This is a genomic window from Paenibacillus sp. SAF-068, assembly GCF_051967555.1.
Lineage (GTDB): Bacteria > Bacillota > Bacilli > Paenibacillales > Paenibacillaceae > Paenibacillus.
This window is the reverse complement of record NZ_JBQCJX010000003.1, coordinates 407,279-425,822: the sequence shown is the minus strand read 5'-3', so window position 1 is coordinate 425,822 and position 18,544 is coordinate 407,279. Positions and strand designations below refer to the sequence as shown.

19 protein-coding genes are annotated in these 18,544 nt (G+C 48.3%); 2 read left to right on the top strand and 17 right to left on the bottom strand.

The features are described from left to right. A partial coding sequence (locus ACTHPG_RS19635) for a hypothetical protein (RefSeq protein WP_440391138.1) occupies window positions 1–671 on the bottom strand: 671 nt, incomplete at its 3' end. A 45-nt stretch (window positions 672–716) separates the two neighbouring features. After that, the gene (locus ACTHPG_RS19630; RefSeq protein ID WP_440391137.1) at window positions 717–1,214 is read right to left on the bottom strand and encodes a DUF6385 domain-containing protein; all 498 of its coding nucleotides are present in this window, start codon (window positions 1,212–1,214) and stop codon (window positions 717–719) included. A 190-nt stretch (window positions 1,215–1,404) separates the two neighbouring features. On the opposite strand from ACTHPG_RS19630, the gene ACTHPG_RS19625 reads away from it, so the two are divergent. Together ACTHPG_RS19625 and ACTHPG_RS19620 are read left to right on the top strand one after the other, a co-directional pair. Continuing rightward, window positions 1,405–1,947: a hypothetical protein gene (locus tag ACTHPG_RS19625; protein WP_440391136.1), complete on the top strand. Its 543-nt coding sequence runs from the start codon at window positions 1,405–1,407 to the stop codon at window positions 1,945–1,947. A gap of 30 nt (window positions 1,948–1,977) precedes the next feature. Continuing rightward, window positions 1,978–2,559: a hypothetical protein gene (locus tag ACTHPG_RS19620; protein WP_440391135.1), complete on the top strand. Its 582-nt coding sequence runs from the start codon at window positions 1,978–1,980 to the stop codon at window positions 2,557–2,559. 121 nt (window positions 2,560–2,680) lie between these two features. Here ACTHPG_RS19620 and ACTHPG_RS19615 read toward each other — a convergent pair whose 3' ends face one another. The 15 genes from ACTHPG_RS19615 to ACTHPG_RS19545 all read right to left on the bottom strand — a co-directional run bounded on the left by ACTHPG_RS19615 (window position 2,681) and on the right by ACTHPG_RS19545 (window position 18,525). Then, window positions 2,681–4,027: an MFS transporter gene (locus tag ACTHPG_RS19615; RefSeq protein ID WP_440391134.1), complete on the bottom strand. Its 1,347-nt coding sequence runs from the start codon at window positions 4,025–4,027 to the stop codon at window positions 2,681–2,683. Between the two features lie 69 nt (window positions 4,028–4,096). Continuing rightward, complete coding sequence (locus ACTHPG_RS19610; RefSeq protein WP_440391133.1) at window positions 4,097–5,275, bottom strand: winged helix-turn-helix domain-containing protein; 1,179 nt, start codon at window positions 5,273–5,275, stop codon at window positions 4,097–4,099. 152 nt (window positions 5,276–5,427) lie between these two features. After that, the gene (locus ACTHPG_RS19605) at window positions 5,428–6,222 is read right to left on the bottom strand and encodes an ABC transporter ATP-binding protein (protein WP_036606660.1); all 795 of its coding nucleotides are present in this window, start codon (window positions 6,220–6,222) and stop codon (window positions 5,428–5,430) included. A gap of 2 nt (window positions 6,223–6,224) precedes the next feature. Then, a complete protein-coding gene (locus tag ACTHPG_RS19600) occupies window positions 6,225–7,085 on the bottom strand; it encodes an ABC transporter permease (protein ID WP_440391416.1) in 861 nt (286 codons plus the stop codon). A gap of 184 nt (window positions 7,086–7,269) precedes the next feature. After that, entirely contained in the window at window positions 7,270–8,319 is a 1,050-nt protein-coding gene (locus tag ACTHPG_RS19595; protein WP_440391132.1) for an ABC transporter substrate-binding protein, read from the bottom strand. Between the two features lie 323 nt (window positions 8,320–8,642). Beyond that, window positions 8,643–9,002 carry a hypothetical protein gene (locus tag ACTHPG_RS19590; RefSeq protein WP_440391131.1) on the bottom strand — a complete coding sequence of 120 codons (360 nt, stop codon included), beginning with the start codon at window positions 9,000–9,002 and terminating at the stop codon, window positions 8,643–8,645. Window positions 9,003–9,200: 198 nt separating this feature from the next. Continuing rightward, on the bottom strand, window positions 9,201–9,848 hold the full coding sequence (locus ACTHPG_RS19585) for a helix-turn-helix transcriptional regulator (RefSeq protein WP_084174359.1): 648 nt from the start codon (window positions 9,846–9,848) through the stop codon (window positions 9,201–9,203). 12 nt (window positions 9,849–9,860) lie between these two features. After that, a complete protein-coding gene (gene trhO, locus ACTHPG_RS19580; protein ID WP_124116691.1) occupies window positions 9,861–10,748 on the bottom strand; it encodes an oxygen-dependent tRNA uridine(34) hydroxylase TrhO in 888 nt (295 codons plus the stop codon). A 238-nt stretch (window positions 10,749–10,986) separates the two neighbouring features. Continuing rightward, window positions 10,987–12,093: a hypothetical protein gene (locus tag ACTHPG_RS19575; protein ID WP_440391130.1), complete on the bottom strand. Its 1,107-nt coding sequence runs from the start codon at window positions 12,091–12,093 to the stop codon at window positions 10,987–10,989. A gap of 61 nt (window positions 12,094–12,154) precedes the next feature. Then, window positions 12,155–13,669, bottom strand: coding sequence for an ATP-binding protein (locus ACTHPG_RS19570; protein ID WP_440391129.1), 1,515 nt, complete (start codon window positions 13,667–13,669; stop codon window positions 12,155–12,157). Then, window positions 13,666–14,376, bottom strand: coding sequence for a response regulator transcription factor (locus ACTHPG_RS19565; protein ID WP_440391128.1), 711 nt, complete (start codon window positions 14,374–14,376; stop codon window positions 13,666–13,668). Before ACTHPG_RS19565 ends, ACTHPG_RS19570 begins: the two co-directional genes overlap by 4 nt. 258 nt (window positions 14,377–14,634) lie before the next feature. Continuing rightward, window positions 14,635–14,811: a hypothetical protein gene (locus ACTHPG_RS19560; RefSeq protein ID WP_440391127.1), complete on the bottom strand. Its 177-nt coding sequence runs from the start codon at window positions 14,809–14,811 to the stop codon at window positions 14,635–14,637. Window positions 14,812–14,940: 129 nt separating this feature from the next. Continuing rightward, complete coding sequence (locus ACTHPG_RS19555) at window positions 14,941–15,837, bottom strand: helix-turn-helix transcriptional regulator (protein WP_440391126.1); 897 nt, start codon at window positions 15,835–15,837, stop codon at window positions 14,941–14,943. 178 nt (window positions 15,838–16,015) lie between these two features. Then, window positions 16,016–17,425 carry an MATE family efflux transporter gene (locus ACTHPG_RS19550; RefSeq protein WP_062836764.1) on the bottom strand — a complete coding sequence of 470 codons (1,410 nt, stop codon included), beginning with the start codon at window positions 17,423–17,425 and terminating at the stop codon, window positions 16,016–16,018. A gap of 236 nt (window positions 17,426–17,661) precedes the next feature. Further along, window positions 17,662–18,525, bottom strand: a complete 864-nt coding sequence (locus ACTHPG_RS19545; protein ID WP_440391414.1) for a carbohydrate ABC transporter permease — start codon at window positions 18,523–18,525, stop codon at window positions 17,662–17,664. Window positions 18,526–18,544: the final 19 nt, after the last annotated feature.

The window sequence follows — 18,544 nt, the reverse complement described above, 5'->3', positions numbered from 1 at the left end:
AACAGGTTCGTCAGTGTTCCTGCGGTCACTGTGGCTCCGAGCACACTGGTGATCGTTCCGGCTGTGATCGTCGCCCCAAGTACGCTTGTGATCGTACCATTCAACAGGTTCGTCAGTGTTCCTGCGGTCACTGTGGCTCCGAGCACACTGGTGATCGTTCCGGCTGTGATCGTCGCCCCGAGTACGCTTGTGATCGTACCATTCAACAGGTTCGTCAGTGTCCCTGCGGTCACCGTGGCTCCGAGCACACTGGTCAGTGTACCATCAAGCAAGTTGGTGAGTGTTCCCGCTGTCACCGTAGCTCCAAGTACGCTGGTAATGGTTCCCGCCGTGATTGTTGCTCCCAATACACTTGTGATGGTACCGTTCAGTAAGTTCGTTAAGGTACCTGCAGTGACTGTAGCCCCGAGCACACTGTTAATTGTACCTGCTGTGATGGTCGCTCCAAGTACACTCGTGATGGTTCCGTTCAGAATGTTGGTAATGGTTCCGGCGTTAATGGTAACGGTGGTCAGGCCTGAAATGTTACTGATGGTTCCGTCCAAAATAATGCCAACCACATTCCCGCTCGGATCGGTTCTGACGGGCTGAGCTGTGCCTGTACTATCTTGACCGAAAATCAACGTTCTCAGATTATCCGGATTCGTATTAAACGTCGTAAAGTTAGGCATATGCCTCGTCCTCCTCCCTGGTCAAATCTTCGTGATCATACTCCCTTACGGCATACGCTGCGCCTGAAAGTAAACATCGAGCCGGGTCGGTTGATCCGGTTCAACGGATTGAATTGCAAGCCGGGTATAATGCAAAAACCGTAATGGTACCAGTGCTTTGGTCTGTCCTCCCGCGATCACCTCCTGGCTATCCACAGCATAGTCCGAGGCATTGGGACTGATCTGGATCTGTACAAGAGCCGGATGTTTCCCCCGATTCACTACGCCATAGGTGTACATGCTGAGTGATGAGGTGTCTTGTGCAGGGAGTGAATTCAAGCTGCTACTGGTTTCCGCCCCGACATACGTATGCTCTGTAAAACAATGAATCGCACCAGGGAGTTTCGTACGTGAGGAAGCACCCTGCTTGAACCGGGGACGAGTAATCCGGGAACAAGGGGGTTTCAGCAATTTAGCGCGGCAGAAATGACGGGAGCGACGACGGCTAACATATTTAGTTGGTTGCTTCGTTCTCTTCTTGCTTCGCTTCGCTGTTCGACTCATCTCGATTTCCCCTTAAAAAATGTGCTTACGCATCGTATGCCCGGATTGGAAATACGGGCACGGCAACCGCCTTTATTTCCAGATATGCGGCTCAGTCCCCAATCCACTTTTCTTCTTTTGACATACACTGCAAGTACAATGAAATGCGATCCAACCGGATTATTTCTCAGAATGAACTGGTCTATGGGAGGTGGATGAGATAACCAACTATAATGTATTCAACCAATCCAATGGTCCCCTGTTTACTCAATTAACCAACACCTTCTCGGCACCTGGAATTGAAGCTTCGCCAGACAGCGGTGCTGCTGCTGCCGGAAGTTTCTTTGCCCTAACGACCAACAATTCCTCGATTCCTTCCAACCAGAACCTTCTACTACAAGTCGTGAATGCAGTAGGCAGCGGAAGAACCTTACGAATCTCCAGCCTCACTGGGGGCACAACAGCCGTGGCCACTCTTGTTATCTATTCTGGAGGAACGGTAACTGCAGGGAGCACACCTGTGCCCGTCAACACGCTACTTGGAAACACGAACACCAGTGTAGTTACCACAAGGCAGAATACAGGTACTCTGGGAGGGACTTTCACGAGCATCGCAAGTATTCCGCTCACCGCAGGGATGTATTCATTAGATCTGAACGGTTCGATAATTGTCCCACCGGGACAAACATTATCCATTAGCGTAGGAACGGGGAATCAGACAGCAGCCATTAACCTGTTCTGGTGGGAGTTCTGAGTATGATCATAGTAAAAGGTGGTGTATACAGTGCCAAACAATAATGTATTCAACCCGTTAAGCCAGCCTGTCTACACGTCGAATACCAATACCTATACCTCTCCCGGCATTGTTGCCCCACCGGAGAACGATGCGGGAAACACGGGCAATCTGTACAATGCAGGTTCCACCAATTCCACAACACTGGGGTTGCTGGGAGGAACGGTGATCGCCACCGTACAATTGGCCAATCCAGCAGGGAGCGGGAAAACCCTGTACGTATCACGGCTCTCCGGCGGAATCACGGTTGCACTGAATCTGTTGTCATCCTTCAGCGGTTCCATGAGCCTTACAACGAATGGAACGCTGTCCTCCCCCAGTACACTACCATCGGTGAACAGCAATCTTTCCAGCAGCAATACCAGCGTAGCCATCGTACGATTCTCTGCTGCTGCGCCTTCAGGAGCAACCTCATTGATGGCTATGCCCCTTCAAGCAGGACCGTTTCTGTCTAATGAATTCGGTCGTTATGTGGTTCCTCCGGGTCAAGCCATGAACCTCTCAGTCAGCGGATCACTTTCGGTTGGTGGACTGTTGGCCTCTACTGCTTATTTCGCTTGGTGGGAAGTATGATTCGTTCGACGATGCACAACATACGCAACATACAAACAACCGCCTTCGGATCAACACGGAAGCGGCTGTTCATTTTATTGTAGATGCATTGAGGTTAACACATATTGACAGGACGAATCTGTCAGACCATTTCCTGCGGGATGGTCTCTTTTGCTTCCGATAGGAGAGGCTGCTTCCCCTCCCACAAGATTCGTTGCAACAGTATGCCAACAAGACCAATCACCAGCGTAGCCAGACCAATATATTGAAACGTGGGGCTCGGCCCTGCAACTCGAATGAGGGCTCCACCTGCAAGTGGAGCTATGACAAGTACAACGCTGGATAGTGAATTTTGAATGCCGAATACGCGTCCCACATAGGCAGCAGGGGTCTCCTTTTGCAACAAATAATTCAGTGTTACCATGAAGAGCCCATTGCCTACCCCAATGCATAACCCCCACATTAAGACCCAAATTTCAGGTGTTTGCGGGCCAATCCACCCTAATGCAGCAATTCCAGCCCCGATGAACAGATATCCTCCACCGAGTCCCCACCCATACCCGATTCTCGGCAAGCGATTTAACAGCAAAATGATGACTATGGCTCCGGCACCTCCCGATGAACCCAACCAACCTAACAGCGATTCATTCCCCGGCTTGATTTCCCGAAACAGAGTCGTAAATTGATAATCGATCATCAGGATAGCCATGAGTCCAAAACAGCCGAACCAAATCGTACTCAGTACGGTGCGACTGCTCCGTATAAAACGCCAACCCTGCTTCCACTGGGAGAACAAGGATTCCGATTCATCCTTTTCACCAACAGCATTTCCGTCTGATACAACGGACTCCAACTTCTCCCCCAAACGACGCAAGGGCCATAATACCGCACCAGACAACAGGCGGGTACAGGCATTAATGACAATACAAATCTGTGGTGAAAAGAAGACCAAAATGACTGCACCCAGCAGCGGCCCCGCCACTTTAGAACACTGGTTCACAAAACCATTTAGGGACGATGCCTGAAATAGATGCTCCTCTGCTACCACCTGGCGGGTTAGCGCCTGCTGGGCGGGAACATGGAACACTCCCATCATGGCTCGCAGGGCAAGAATTGGCAGCAGCCATATCGGGCTTGGTGCAAATAAAATTGCAATGGTTAATCCCACCGTGATTACATCACACAGGAGCATGATTTTCACTTTGTGCAGTCGATCTGCCAGTGCACCAGCAACGGAGCCCAGCAGTATGCCCGGTACGGCCATACATACAGGAATAAGGGCAATAATCAGCGGATCGGCGCCCCATCGGTAGGCCACCATCACCTGGATGGCGAGTGCATCAAACCAGTCTCCAAACGTAGCCAGCGAATATGCGATAAACATGCGGACAAACCGGAGATTGGTCCATAAACTTCTGGAGGATTCCGCAGATGAAGCGGAGGGTTCTGTGGATTCATTGGATGTGGGTTCATTTGAAATGACGGTCATACGTGTACTTCCTCCCTTGATTACAGCCGTGTGTGGTCTGTGTGTTCCTTGACTGTAATCATAAGAGAGTTATATCAGAGGAAGATCAGAGGATGGGGAGATAGGGGATAAAAATTTACGTATATCATCTACAATTCGTTGTTTATAGGTGGGAACACCATAATTTTTACCGATCTCTGTATACACTTGACGATATTTACTGCGCAGTCTGCCTTCAATTCGATGTTGATCCATGAACAGGAGAATCTGATATGCAGCATTCAGATATAGCGGCACATTCAGCGACATTTTCAACACGTCCAGTCCGTCATCCATCCTAAGTTCCGCTTCACGCACTCGCCCTTGCCGAAGCAACCATAAACCTTCCATCACCTGAAAACGTCCGATCTCCCGCAAATAGGGGGCATCCTTCAATCCTGCTCGCAGCACTGCCATTTGAGCCTCAACAGCTTCACCGCTACCACCCCACAGTTCCACGTATAACGCTGCAAGGGCTACCGGCAGTCTGAAATTCTTGAGCTCGTCTGTCTCTATCAGACGATACGTCTCCTCCAGTTGCATCCGGGCACGCTCGTATTGACCTACCTCTGCATAGAGTTCAATTATGTTCAATATGCGGAGTTCTCGAAGCAATTCCGCAGATAATGCCGATGAATTCAATGCTTGCTCATATAAGGGTAAGCTTTCTGATGGTTCAATTAGCGAATGAACAAAAATTAATAACCAGTATAAGCGTTCTTCAAAAGCAATTTCGTTGGTTGTACTCAGCCACTCCAGATCTCCCTGTATAAAATGAATATATAACTGATAATACGGGACAATCTGAATGCCTAGCGCTTCCTGCTGTTGGACAAGGGTCTGTATGGCATTTCCCTGTCCAAACAAGTGATATTTACGAAGTAATCCGTTGATAACTTCCTGCATTTCCGGGTCCTGAGCAGAGGGGCTGGCGGGCAGAGCGGACTTGTTCTCATGCACAGCAAGCCGGTATCCATAGCCCCGTACCGTATCCAGACTGATCTCATCCCAGCGTTTTATTTTTTTGCGCAGGCGATAGATATGATCGTCCACGGTGCGTTCAACCGGATATTCAAGCGGCCATACCCGATCCAACAGTTGGCTGCGGGTGAAGGCTTTTTCCTTGTTCTCATATAGAAAATGCAGCAGTGCAAATTCCTTGGCGAGCAGGCGAATGGACTCCGTTCGCCGCGTGACCGTATATGTCCCTTCATCCAATTGTAAAGACATCCTGACTTCCTCCTGCCATGTTAATTCGCTAATTCACAATGAAATAGATTTTTCATCGTGTTCAACATACCACAAAAACCCTTTGCGAGAACGCAAAAGGTCTTTATGGTGTATCTGTTCTTCGAGCAAGGAGTTGGTGTCAGTTCCTTGCCTTAACCAAGCACGACTCGGTCATCCGCCATTTTTTTGCCGCTAATCCGTTCGAATTCACCAAGCAACTCTGGTACAGTCAACGTTCGTTTACGCTCTTCGCTGACATCCAGAATAATTCGGCCTTTATCCATCATGATTAGACGGTTTCCCAAACGAATGGCCTGCTCCATATTGTGCGTCACCATCAGGGTGGTCAGTCTCATCTCACGCACAAGGGTCTCCGTCAGTTCCGTGATCAGTTCGGCACGTGAAGGGTCAAGGGCTGCCGTATGCTCATCCAATAGCAAAATCTGCGGCTGGGTAAACGTAGCCATCAACAGACTGAGTGCCTGCCGCTCCCCGCCAGACAAGAGACCCACTTTTGCATTGGGACGCTTCTCAAGTCCAATACCCAGCTTCTCCAGTTGTGTGTTGAAAATCTCACGTCTGGCACGGGTAACTCCGAAGCCCAGTCCTCGTCCTTTGCCACGTTTGTATGCCATTGCCATATTCTCTTCAATGGACATATGCGGTGCTGTACCTGCCATCGGGTCCTGAAACACCCGGCCAATCCAGCTGCTGCGTTTATGCTCCGGCAGGTTTTTAATGGAGCGGTCATTGATCAGTACATCACCCATATCCGGCTTCATCACACCCGAAATAATGTTCATCAACGTTGATTTACCTGCTCCGTTACTGCCAATGACTGTCACAAAATCTCCCGGATTCATCGTCAGATTCACGCCAACCAACGCGGTCTTCTCGTCCGTTGTGCCTGGGTTGAACAGCTTGGTTACTTGCGTAATCTCCAGCATGCTCACATACCTCCCTTCGCCTGTTGACCCCCGGATCGCATCAACTCTTCTGTTCGTTTGCGGGCCAGACTTCGCTGCTTCATGGAGCGCTGCATCGTTGGGAATACAAGGGCAATAATGACGATCACCGCGGTGATCAACTTCAGATCAGATGTATCAAACCATTCGACCTGCAGGGCAAGCGCAACCACAATCCGGTAAATAATTGAACCAACGACTGCTGCAAGTGTGGCCCAGAATACCGTTCTTGCACCGAGAATGGCTTCACCGATAATCACCGAAGCCAGTCCAATGACGATCATCCCAATGCCCATCGTGATGTCTGCAAAACCTGATTGCTGTGCAATGAATGCGCCAGACAGTGCAACCAATCCATTGGATAAGCTGACACCTACAATCGTTGTCACATCCGTATTCGCACCAAAACTGCGAATCATGCGTTTGTTATCCCCTGTGGCGCGAAGCGCAAGTCCAATATCTGTTTTCATGAACAGATCCAGCATGATTTTGAACACCAGCACCACGATAATAATAAGCACCATGACATGCTCACCTGAGAACGGATTGTCCATGCCCATAATGGATTTATTCGGTGCGCCAAGTATACGCATGTTAATGGAGTAGAGCGCGATCATCATCAAAATCCCGGATAACAATCCGTTGATTTTGCCTTTGGTATGAAGCAGACCTGTACAAGCCCCGGCCACCATGCCGCCAGCCATTGCCGCCAAACAGGCAAGCCAAGGAGAGAAGTCATTGGAGATCATAACCGCCGCGATTGCGCCTCCTGTTGTAAAACTTCCGTCTACGGTAAGGTCAGGAAAATCGAGTATACGGAACGTAATATATACACCAAGAGCCATCAGTGCATATAAAAGCCCCAGCTCGATTGCTCCTTCAATTGAATTCCAGCTTATACTCACGCTACTTCCTCCCTGTCTATCGAAAAGAATGAGGCGAACCCGTTGCACGTTCGCCTCGCATCCATACTGCCGGATGATGATCCGATCAGATTATTGAATCAATCTCATAACTCATGAATTGATTCTATTGAATAATGTTGTTTTCCTGGTCTTTTACTTCCGCTTTCATCTCATCCGTAACCGTGATGCCCTGGGCTTCAGCTGCTTTCAGGTTCAGGATCAGATCCAGTTTGTCTGGAACGGTGACTTTCATATCACCCGGTTTTGTACCATTTTTCAGAATGTCGGCAGCCATCTCACCCACCTGATATCCATGGTCATAATATTTGAAACCTACCGTTGCAAAAGCTCCTTTTTCAACGGTATCCCGATCACTGGAGAAGAACGGAATTTTATTGCTGTTCGCCGTTTGGATAATCGTATCCACCGCACTTACGACAGAGTTATCAAGCGTAATGTAGAAGGCATCTACTTTGCCAACCAGAGAATCCGTTGCCTGTTTAACTTCAGATGTATTCGTTACTGGTGCTTTCACCAACTTGATATTATGTGTTGCGAGCGCCTTTTCTGCGTTATCTGCCATAACCACTGCATTCGGTTCGCCTTCGTTAATGACCAAGCCTACCGTTTTTACATCTGGCAGATTTTTGGCGATAAAGTCAGCCAATTGTACGATGGCCTCTGGATTCGTATCGGATGCACCTGTAACATTGCCGCCCGGCTTGTCCATATCGGTTACCAGTTTGGCACCCAGTGGATCTGTTACTGCTGCGAACAACAGGGGCTTGTCCTTCACTTGTTGAGCCAGAGCCAGAGCAGATGGTGTTGCGATTCCGAGTACGAGATCATTTTTAGAGTCACCCGAGATTTTCTGTGCAATGGACAGGTTGTTCGTCGAATCACCTTGCGCGTTATTGTAATCGATTTTGAGGTTCTTGTTCTCTTCAATACCCGCATCCTTCAGGGCTGCGATGAACCCTTCGCGTGTAGCATCCAGAGATGGATGTTCAACAATCTGGGAGATGGCAATCTGGTATGATTTCTCCTCGCTGCCTCCACCTGTGGTACTCCCCGACCCTTCGGATTCCGAGCCTGTACCGCTGTTATTTCCGCAACCTGCTGCAACCATCATTGAAGCAACCATCATCAGTGACATCCAGAATTTCTTTTTCATGTGTGAGAACCCCTCTCCATCTAATATAATGTGGTTACCCTTATCGACAATCCATTGACACGATAGGGCGGGACAAAACAAACGCTTCAACGCATTGTTGCTTTGATCGACAAAAGCAGACAAATATAGACTTTTCTCATGCGACTGAAGTCCATGACCCGTGTTGGTGTTTTATTGTTCCCCTAATATTAAGGTGCGTCCTGTTATACGTCAATGGTTGAACCGCTTCCAATTTAGTTACATCGTATGATTGTGATAGAAAACATTACATAAGATCAAAAAAGGTAACCCACATGTTATGCGAGCGGCCTCATATAGATAGCTTATTTTTCTTCCTGGATTGCTTTCAGCTCAGCAGAGGTTAGTCCCGTCGCTTTGACAATGGTCTCCTGATCAAGACCTAAGGTGAGCATATTCAATGAAATTTTCCGCTTGCTCTCAGCTTCACCTTCTTTGATTCCCTCTTTGATTCCTTTTTGAATTCCTTCCTCCATGCCTTTCTTGAGACCCTCTTCTCGTGCGCCCTCAATCATGGAAGCTTCGTCCCATAGAAATTTTTGTCGGTCGATATATCGTTGACGTGCTTGCTCATCCTGGCTCAGAAGCTCTAATACACTCATGGCTTTTTTCAAAGCCGGTTCCGGTTCGTGCATCATTAACGCCTCCCAGCTTGATTTAGTCATTCCTTTCACTCCTACGCGCCAATTGAACAGGATATATCTGCTGAAATATCAGCACATATAAAGGATGCGAACATGCACTAGATGTTAGCTCTAATATAACGCGCATCCCTATACAAAAATAGCGTATATACGTAATTAATTATCAAAAAAAGAGACCATCTCGACGAATCGTCGAAACAATCTCTCTTTGTTTTTATACTAGTTCCCCGATGCTTCGCGAATCTCATACTTGCACCTTTTGCCGCCATCGGCGTAACATTCGGTCCGCTCCACCTCGGCTTGAAGCAGCGAGCGGAACAGTTCCAGTTCACAGCGGCAAGCCTGCTTGTAAACACTCGCGACTTGTACAATCGGGCAGTTCATTTCCGTAATGACATAGGTTCCATCTTCTTCTCTGGACGCATCCGCCATATATCCGTTGGCATTCTGGATTCGCGCGAGTTCCTCCACCCGTCCTGCCAGATCCTGGCCCTCCATCTGTGGCAATCCGCTGCGAAGCAGCTTGTCCCGGCGACTCTCGAACAATGCATCCACCACACCGCTCCCGGCAGAGTCAGACAATTCTTCAAGCAGTTCCAGCGTAAGGGACGAATATGATTTTGGAAAAAAGCTGTCCCCGCGTACCGTCAATTGGTACACCGAGGATGGACGTCCGGCCGTAGCCCGGGCCTCCCGAACCTCGATCCAGCCGTCCTGCTCCAGTGCCGTCAGATGACGACGAATGGCCATGCCGGTCAGACCCAGATCAGCTGTCATTTCCCTCGCGGTCAATGTACCTTGCTGCTTCAGCATGAACAAAATCCGTTCACGCGTCGTTCGTTCCTCTTCGCGCTTCACGATCAGCACCTGCTCTCCTGCTTATGCGTGTACCGGTGCTGCCTCCCGGCAGGCATCCGAACAAAAGCGGTTATGCGTCTCTTCGCAATCCTCACAGCTTACGTGCTGCAGGTTGCAGGTTGGACAATTAATATATCGGTCATGTGTCGTTCCACAGTGATAACAGCTGGCAATGACAATATCCTCTTCTGTCCGGTTAATCGGTACAGAGATCCGCTCGTCAAACACGTAACACTTGCCATCGAACAGATGCCCTTGTACTTCCGGATCTTTACCGTACGTGACAATACCGCCGTCCAGTTGAGCCACGTCCTGGAATCCTTCATTGATCATGAAACCAGTCAGCTTCTCGCAGCGAATGCCGCCAGTGCAGTAGGTGATGATCGTTTTGTCTTTCATGTCACCCAGGTTCTCGCGAATCCACTCCGGGAACTCACGGAACGACTCGACATCTGGACGAATGGCCCCGCGGAAATGGCCAATTTCGTATTCGTAGTCATTGCGGCCATCGATAACGATGACGTCATCACGTTGCAGATGCTCATGGAACTCTTTTGGTGAAAGGCGTTTGCCGCTAATCACATTCGGATCCAGATCTTCGTCCACACGGAACGTAACCAGCTCTGCTTTGTGACGTACAAAGATTTTTTTGAACGCATGCTCTTCCACATCATCAATCTTGAACACCATATCGCTGAACAGCGGATTGGCATGCATGTCCTTCATGTACTGCTCCGTCTGTTCAGGTGTTCCGGATACCGTGCCGTTAATGCCTTCGGATGCGATCAGAATACGGCCTTTCACACCGAGATCCTTACAATATTGTAAATGCTCCTGTGTAAACGTCTCGGGGTCTTCAATCTTCACGAACTTATAATATAAAAGCACGCGGTACGCGCTGTTACACATGTATATCACCTGTTCCTATTCCATGTTGTTGTTAGCCGGATCATCCGGCAAGACGACTACGTTGCACCCTTACTTGTAAAAAGAAAAGAAACAGCCGTCCGAAACTTCGTCTCGAACTGCTGCCTGACATTCGACTTTTATTCCTGCATTCTAGTTTATCGGAAGCGGAATAGCTTAGTCAATATAAATGTATAGAAAGGGATGAAAGATATGGAACATATCTGTCTGCACAATCATCCTATTCCGAGATCGTAATGACCGAGGTTACAAAATGATAAGACTCATTCTCCAGAATGGCCTGTGATAACAGGATCTTGTTACCTGCCGGGCTCCAGGCGAGCGGGTCAGAGGCGTTGTCCATATCCGCCGAGATCTGGAACTGTTCTGCCGACTCCGTATTGGAGACGAATAATCCCTTCTCGTTGTCATTCTCGGAATTGATCGTATACGCAATTTTGGAATCATCACCCGACCAGCTGGTGCCAAAGATCTGCGTGCCTCTGGCGAGAGTGGCCTTCTCATTGCCTTCCAGATCGGTGAGCACCAGCGCCCGTTTGGTATCCGCTGTTCTTTTCACAATCGCAAGCCTTGTTCCGTCATTGGAAGGAATGACCCACTCCACACTTTTCAGCACCTGTTTCACGTCACCCGTCTTCACGTCGTATGCATTCAACTGGCCGTCTTCGCCCGTAATATAATAGATGTTGCCATTCGAAACCTTGATGCTTCGAACATTGAAATTGCCTGTCTCCACCAGCACTTTCGTTGTACCATCCACACTTGCCGAGACGAGATCTCCCTTCATATTAGGGAAAACAACATGGTCGTTATCAAGCCACGCGCCCTCTTGAATGAAGCCATCCTCCTTACCAGCGGGGGTGGTTTCCCCGTTATGCAGGTTCAGAATATAGCCTTTTCCCGTGTTCTCTTCCGGCTCCCGATAGAATAGGTACTGACCATCCGGCGACACCAGCGGTGCACCAAGATTGGCTTCACTTTCCTTGAGCGGCGTGTCTGTGCCTTTGGTCAGATCATACATGTATAAGTTATGAGGGTACCTTTCCTGACCTTCAACGGTGACGGGTTTCAAGGACTTGTTCTCCTTGTCGGATACAATCCAATCATCACTAAGCCAAGTAATCCCGCGCATATTCGGCAATTTATCGATTTTCTCCAGCTTAAAGCTCTGGTAGACGGATGTGTTGGTATTATCTTTCACCGTAATATCGGTGCCCGTTTTCCCACCTTCTGTGTTGCCCCCCGGCGCTGTTGTTCCCCCGCATGCTGCTGTCGTTAGCAGGGCGATAGCCCCGAACGTCCCCAAAGCTGCTTGTTTCCAATTCATGATGGTCCCCCCTGGTTTCTCTTGCTATAAGACCAAGCATACACACGGCATACTTCCAAAGTTATTCAGACTTGTTTCGAACTTGTAAACTTGCATCAGCCAAAGGAAATACGAGTTGGAATGTCACACCTTCTTCATTCTGAGAATCGCTCGTACTGCTTGGAAGTAAGGTGATCATACCGCCCTGTTTCTCAACAAATTGCTTCACGAGAGATAGCCCCAGTCCAGTTCCGCCGGTTTTTCTGGCTCTGTCTTTGTTCACGGTATAAAAAGGTTCAAAAATCTTCTCCTGCGCCTCTGCCGGAATTGGCGTACCCGAGTTATAGATGCGAATGACCGCTTGACGCTCCTGCATCCGCAGTTCGCTCTTTACCCGGATCACACCATCCGGAATGTTATATTTGATGGCATTATCCAGCATGTTGATGAAAATATGCATCAGACTCTCCCGATCACTGCGGATTACCGCCGGTTCAAGATCCAGTTCCATGTTCAGCGCGAACTTCTCCGCTTTCCCACGCATTCGGCCACAGGCATCCTCCAGCAGAGCACTGACCTCTACGTCCTCGGCCTGATTCTCGAAGTCGTACTTCTCCAGGGCAGATAAATGCAATACTTTCTCCACCATCTCGTACAGCCGCTCCGTTTCTTTGCCAATGTTACTTGTGGCATCATCAAGCAGTTGCGGATCATCCTTATACATGTCGAGCAGCTCCACATAAGCTTTGATCGAGGTCAGCGGTGTCTTGAACTCATGACTGATGTTACCAATATATTGTTTCTGCTGCTGTTCCAGCGCCTGAAGCTTCTCTATCGCCAGTTGCAGCTTCTGCTGCTCTGCATGCATGGCTGTGATATTTTGCTGAATGGATGTGCTCATATAATAAATGCCCTGCCCCAGCTCTCCCAATTCATCCTTGCGCCTTACAGGAGACTCCGTAATGTAGTTTCCTTCCCGAATGGAATCTGCGGACCTCTTCAGCCGGGTAATCGCAACGGCAAACCGATTGTAGAACAGATAGCCTAATATGAAGCTCAGCACAACCACGGTAATTCCTGCCCATAAGAACAATTGAAGGATGCGAGTATAGAATTCATGGTAGCTCTGGACCGGATATTGTATCCATACGGCGCCCATCTGTCCATCGGGACCATCCAGCGGTGCGGCATAGAGCAGGGTCTCGCCCTGCTCATGATAGGCTATTTTATTTTGCAAGGCATAGTCCAGCGTTTCCTGAACGAGTTCACTCTCACCGGAGGCGAAGGATGCTCCCACCTGCTTGCCTGTCATGTCATAGAGTGCTATTGGCAATCCGGTAGAGTTGGCCAGTTCCTGTGCCAGTCTGCGCCCATTTCGTTGTAGAAAAACGTCCTGGTCGAGATGGACAGACTCTGTGTAGTAGGACTGTCGCACATTCAGATTCACCAGACGCATCTGTTGCGATAAAATTCCCTCGATTTGAGACTGCTGATTGCGTTCAATACCGCGCAGAACCAGGGAACTAAGCACAACCACGGTCAGTATAAGCAAGGCTGCCAGAAAAACACTGAACTTCAGCTTGATGCTGACTCTCATATGGCCCCGCCTGGTTCAGGTGCAGATGCTTTGTAGCCGATCCCATATACCGTCTGCAATTTTTGCTGATCCGTATCTCCGATTTTTTTGCGCAAACGCTGGATGTGAATGTCCACGGTACGTGTCCCACCCGCATATTCCATGCCCCACACCCGATCCAGCAGATCGTCTCGCGTGTATACCCGCTCAGGATTGGACATGAGAATGGTCAGCAGGTCGAACTCTTTCGGTGTCAGATCCAGCTTCTCCTCATTCACGGTCACCGTGCGGTGAGCAACATGAATACGGAGTGTGCCATTCACGATAGCCTGATTCTTTGAATCGTCCGGTGGTGGAGTGCTCTTCTCGACACGGCGCATGAGCGCTTTCACCCTTGCGAGCAGTTCACGGATCTCAAATGGCTTGGTCATGTAATCATCGGCGCCCATTTCCAGGCCAACGATCTTATCCACGATATCATTTTTGACGGTTAGCAAAATAATGCCGATATCCTCCCGGTCTTCCAGCCTGCGGCATACGCCGTATCCATCGAGCCTGGGCATCATCACGTCCAGAATCATGACTTGCGGGTGAAACGATGCGACCTTAACCAAGGCCTCTTCGCCGTCACTCGCGGTCTCAACTTCATATCCTTCGCGTCGCAGCGCGTAAGCAATGGCACTGGCGATACTTGATTCGTCATCTACCACGAGTACTTTTTTATTCATGGGATTCATCCTCTTTATCTATGTCATGGGTTAGTTTATGGGTCTATGTTAGCAAGGTCTATGTTAATTGGCTATGGATGAGTTGCAATTTGTATGACAGGTGCATATCCTCTCAGCTTAGTCTTGGCTTTACTTTCTTTATACCCCAAAGGCAACAAAAAGAGCCAACCCGTGATTGGATCAGCTCTTGATCTATAGATTTATTGAATTTGAAATAACAATATACACTTCTGCTTACGCGATGTAAAAAAGGTTAAATCATTCACTATTATTCTTGGACGAATGCAGGTAGTTCAATATAAGAACCCATAAAATACAGCCAAGTAAAATATGAATACCACTTTCACTTATATCCACTCCACCTCCACTTAATAAAACACCAGTAAAAAAGCCCAAAACAACAGCAAGTAATATCTCTAACAGTTTTGTTTTCATAGATTGCATCTCCCCTCAATGGCGGAACGATTACAACAGCTAGTACAGAACCAGTAAAGTTATATTCTACCAAGAAACTAGGAGTCCTTTTATAAACTTGTTTATCTTCATAAAAAAGCATTTACAACTTTACTCCTCAAATGACAGATTCAGCGGCTCGTCCGACATCTCATACTCTGTCTCCATATGTGTCAACGGCGTGTTCAGATCAACCTCTTCGAAGCGGAAACTGTCGACCCACACTTTTCCTTTACCGTTCAAAATCACCCCGAACGAGATGACCGCGCTGCCCTCAGGCACATCAAGCACAATGTTGTACTGATTCCATGGCTGCGTACCCGTAATTGGCCGATCATGCATGTTATCAAATTGAAGTACATCATGGACGTTATTATCGACACGCATCCATAATCCGCAGAACGCATCCACACGCTCGGTCTTCACAAATCCCGATAACTTCATCCGCTTGCCCACATACTTGTCCGCTCTGAACTGTTGCATCATCGTTGCGAACTCATTAGGCTCCATCGGTGTAACTGCCTTCAAATAGCCTGAAGCTTTCCCCTGATGCACTTCGGCAGGATCAATGCCCATCTCATAATTTTGCGGATGACTTCCGGTTAACATCCAGCCTGTAATCGTTGACGTCTGACTCATCTGTACTTCTCCTCCTCTGGTTCTTCCTTCGAATAATTTCAGATCGAACAATTTGCGAAAACGTCCTGGTGGCATGCCATAACATTTGCGGAATGCGCGGGTGAAGGCTTCCTGACTTTCAAATCCACATGCCAGGGAGATGTCCAGAATGCCTGCATCCGTCGATCGCAGTGCCGTGGACGCCAGACTCATCCGGCGATTGCGGATATAATCCACCACGGTCATGCCCACCTCATTACGGAAAATCCGGTGGTAGTGATACGGTGACAACAACGCCTCGGATGCCACTTCTTCCAGCCCAATCTGCTCATGCAGATGAGTCTCAATATAAAACAAACTTTGCTGAATCATTTCACGGTAACGGCTCAACTGAGGTAAAGCCTCCTTCCATATCCTTACTATACGTGATTGATGAATGGGCCGTTTTGATCATTTTTGCTATCTTCACTTCGGTTGGCCTCTATCTCGGAACGCAAAAAAGAGCCAATCACGGATTGGCTCTTTTCCGTCATTGACTCTCCTTTTATCTATTGCACAACATTCTTCGTCAGACAGCCGGTACTGGCTGTGCACCAACCTCTTCGTCATCATGCTCCACCAGTTCATGTTTCTCCCAAGCTCTGCTCTTCCAGCGGAAGTACATAATAACCGCGCGGGTCCATTCATCCGCCGCAATGGCAAGCCATACCCCTGCAAGCCCCAGATGAAGTTGGAATATAAGCAGATACCCCAGTGGCAGACTCATGCAGACCATGGAGATCAGACCCATGTACACCGGGAACTTCGCATCCCCTGCCGCACGCAGGGAACCTATAATCACAATATTGCAGGTACGCCCGGTTTCGAGCAAAAGACTGAGCAAAATGACTTGAGCACCCAACTTGATAATTTCCGGATTATCCGTAAAGATGCTCATCAGCGGTACACGGAACAGAATGATGATCACGTCAATAATAACTGTAGCCAGAAGGGCCCATTTTACACTGTCAAAAACACGTTTGTACGCATCATCTTTGCGCCGCGCACCCACAAGACGGCCTACAATGATCGATGTGCCCATACCAATCGCCATGCTGAACAAGTAGATATAGCTGGAGATATTACCCGCATACTGCTTGGTTGCCATGGCTTCTGCGCCCAGATAGGTCACATACAACGTGAACACGAGCTGGCAGGAGTGATATACCATCGACTCCATCGCAGACGGAATGCCAATCCGCAGAATTTTTCCAATAAAATGTTTGGACAATTTAATGTAGTATTCGAAATCCACCCGTACCTCACTCACACGATACAACAACCAGAAGAAGATCAGCAGGCAGATAAATCGACTTCCTACCGTGGAGATGGCTGCACCTTCCACCCCAAGCTTCGGCAGGCCAAAGTGGCCAAAGATCAAAGCATAGTTACCAACCACGTGAATAACATTCATGAATACAGCAACATACATCGTTTCTTTGGTGTAACCATGTGTACGAATCGTAGCAGCCAGCGCATTAATAAGTGCCTGGAGGAAGATTCCGCCACCGACGATATTTATATACGAACGGGCAAAATCATAAATTTCGCCTTGAATATTTAGAAGGGTTAGCAATTGTCCTCCGAACAGAAGGAAGATTCCGCTCAGGACCAGCCCCACAATTAGGTTCAGTGTAATGGCATTACCTGTAACCTGTGCTGCTTCACTTAGCTTTTTCGATCCAATATATTGTGCCACTACAATGGCAGCGCCATGTCCAATGACTTCCAGTACAAGGATAGCGATAGAAATAATCTGATTGGCTGCTCCAACGCCGGAGACCGCGTTATCGGACACCGAGCTGAGCATGAGCGTATCCACGCTCCCCATCAACATAAATAAGAAGAGTTCCAGGAAAATAGGCCATGTCAATCGAATCAGATTCAGATCCTTGGCATCAGAACGAAGGGACTCTTTGGTTGAGGATATTGCTGTCATTTTCTCACCTTTCCCATGTGGGCTTTAATTCTTAGGGTATGTTAGCACAGGTAGTTTGAAAATGCAGTAGTTTTGCGAAAATAGTTGAAAGTTTTTTGCAATACCATAAATAGGGATTTTCACCGTTTTCATTAAGCTCTGCTTTCGTACAACTGCCAGAGGTTTTGGAAGACAAGAAAGGCCCCTCCCCACTCGCTTTTAAGCAAGTGATGAAAGGACCTTCGACGCTCAACCTTTTAACCTTTAACTGAACCCGCAGCAATTCCCTCTACAATTCGATTACTCAGGATGAGAAAAGCAATCAGGATCGGCATAATGCTGATCATCAGCGTCGCACCAATGGCTCCCCAATCCGTTGTATATTGACCGATAAAGTTCTGTACACCAACGGTCAAGGTCTTGTACGAATCGGTACTGATGAACGTATTCACAAAAATGAACTCATTCCAGTTATAGATCATGTTGATGATCGCCGTTGTGGAAATGACCGAAGACGTCATCGGCAGCACAATCCGAAAGAAAATCCGATGCACGGAGCAGCCATCCATCACGGCCGCCTCTTCAACTTCCCGAGGAAGTGCGTAGTAGAACCCGAGCAGAATCATGATGGTAATTGGCATATTAAAGGCAATGTAAGACAAGATGACTGACAAAGGATGATCGGTTAGGTGAAGCTTCAGAAACAAGCTGAACAGCGGGATTAACGTGGAGTGCACAGGAATCATTAGCCCCACCATGAATAGCCCCAATACGAGTGAACGACCCTTCCAGCGCATACGTGTAATGGCAAACGTCACCAGACTGGCAAACAGCACGGTGAACACAACCGAAACCACCGTAATCCATACACTATTGAAGAAGTATAAGCTGATATTTCCCTCTGTCCATACCTTGACATAGTTTTCCCAACGCGGAGTAGCAGGAAGGGAAAAAGGCGCCATGTCGAATACTTCCTGATTATTTTTAAGCGAGAATAACAGCAGCCATACCAAGGGCAAAATTTGCAACAAAGCGACCAGGGACAAGAGGAAATATAGTAGAACATAGCCGAATCTCCTCAACCATGCCGAACCTCGGTCTGTCCCCGGGTAAGTTGGCAATCTAACGGCCGTATCCGTC

Excerpts from the sequence above, each read along its gene's own strand:
- ACTHPG_RS19630 (WP_440391137.1), bottom strand. The coding sequence starts at position 1,214 with ATGAGTCGAACAGCGAAGCGAAGCAAGAAGAGAACGAAGCAACCAACT.
- ACTHPG_RS19615 (WP_440391134.1), bottom strand. The coding sequence starts at position 4,027 with ATGACCGTCATTTCAAATGAACCCACATCCAATGAATCCACAGAACCC.
- ACTHPG_RS19610 (WP_440391133.1), bottom strand. The coding sequence starts at position 5,275 with ATGTCTTTACAATTGGATGAAGGGACATATACGGTCACGCGGCGAACG.
- ACTHPG_RS19605 (WP_036606660.1), bottom strand. The coding sequence starts at position 6,222 with ATGCTGGAGATTACGCAAGTAACCAAGCTGTTCAACCCAGGCACAACG.
- ACTHPG_RS19600 (WP_440391416.1), bottom strand. The coding sequence starts at position 7,085 with ATGGCTCTTGGTGTATATATTACGTTCCGTATACTCGATTTTCCTGAC.
- ACTHPG_RS19595 (WP_440391132.1), bottom strand. The coding sequence starts at position 8,319 with ATGAAAAAGAAATTCTGGATGTCACTGATGATGGTTGCTTCAATGATG.
- ACTHPG_RS19590 (WP_440391131.1), bottom strand. The coding sequence starts at position 9,002 with ATGACTAAATCAAGCTGGGAGGCGTTAATGATGCACGAACCGGAACCG.
- trhO (WP_124116691.1), bottom strand. The coding sequence starts at position 10,748 with ATGTGTAACAGCGCGTACCGCGTGCTTTTATATTATAAGTTCGTGAAG.
- ACTHPG_RS19575 (WP_440391130.1), bottom strand. The coding sequence starts at position 12,093 with ATGAATTGGAAACAAGCAGCTTTGGGGACGTTCGGGGCTATCGCCCTG.
- ACTHPG_RS19570 (WP_440391129.1), bottom strand. The coding sequence starts at position 13,669 with ATGAGAGTCAGCATCAAGCTGAAGTTCAGTGTTTTTCTGGCAGCCTTG.
- ACTHPG_RS19565 (WP_440391128.1), bottom strand. The coding sequence starts at position 14,376 with ATGAATAAAAAAGTACTCGTGGTAGATGACGAATCAAGTATCGCCAGT.
- ACTHPG_RS19560 (WP_440391127.1), bottom strand. The coding sequence starts at position 14,811 with ATGAAAACAAAACTGTTAGAGATATTACTTGCTGTTGTTTTGGGCTTT.
- ACTHPG_RS19550 (WP_062836764.1), bottom strand. The coding sequence starts at position 17,425 with ATGACAGCAATATCCTCAACCAAAGAGTCCCTTCGTTCTGATGCCAAG.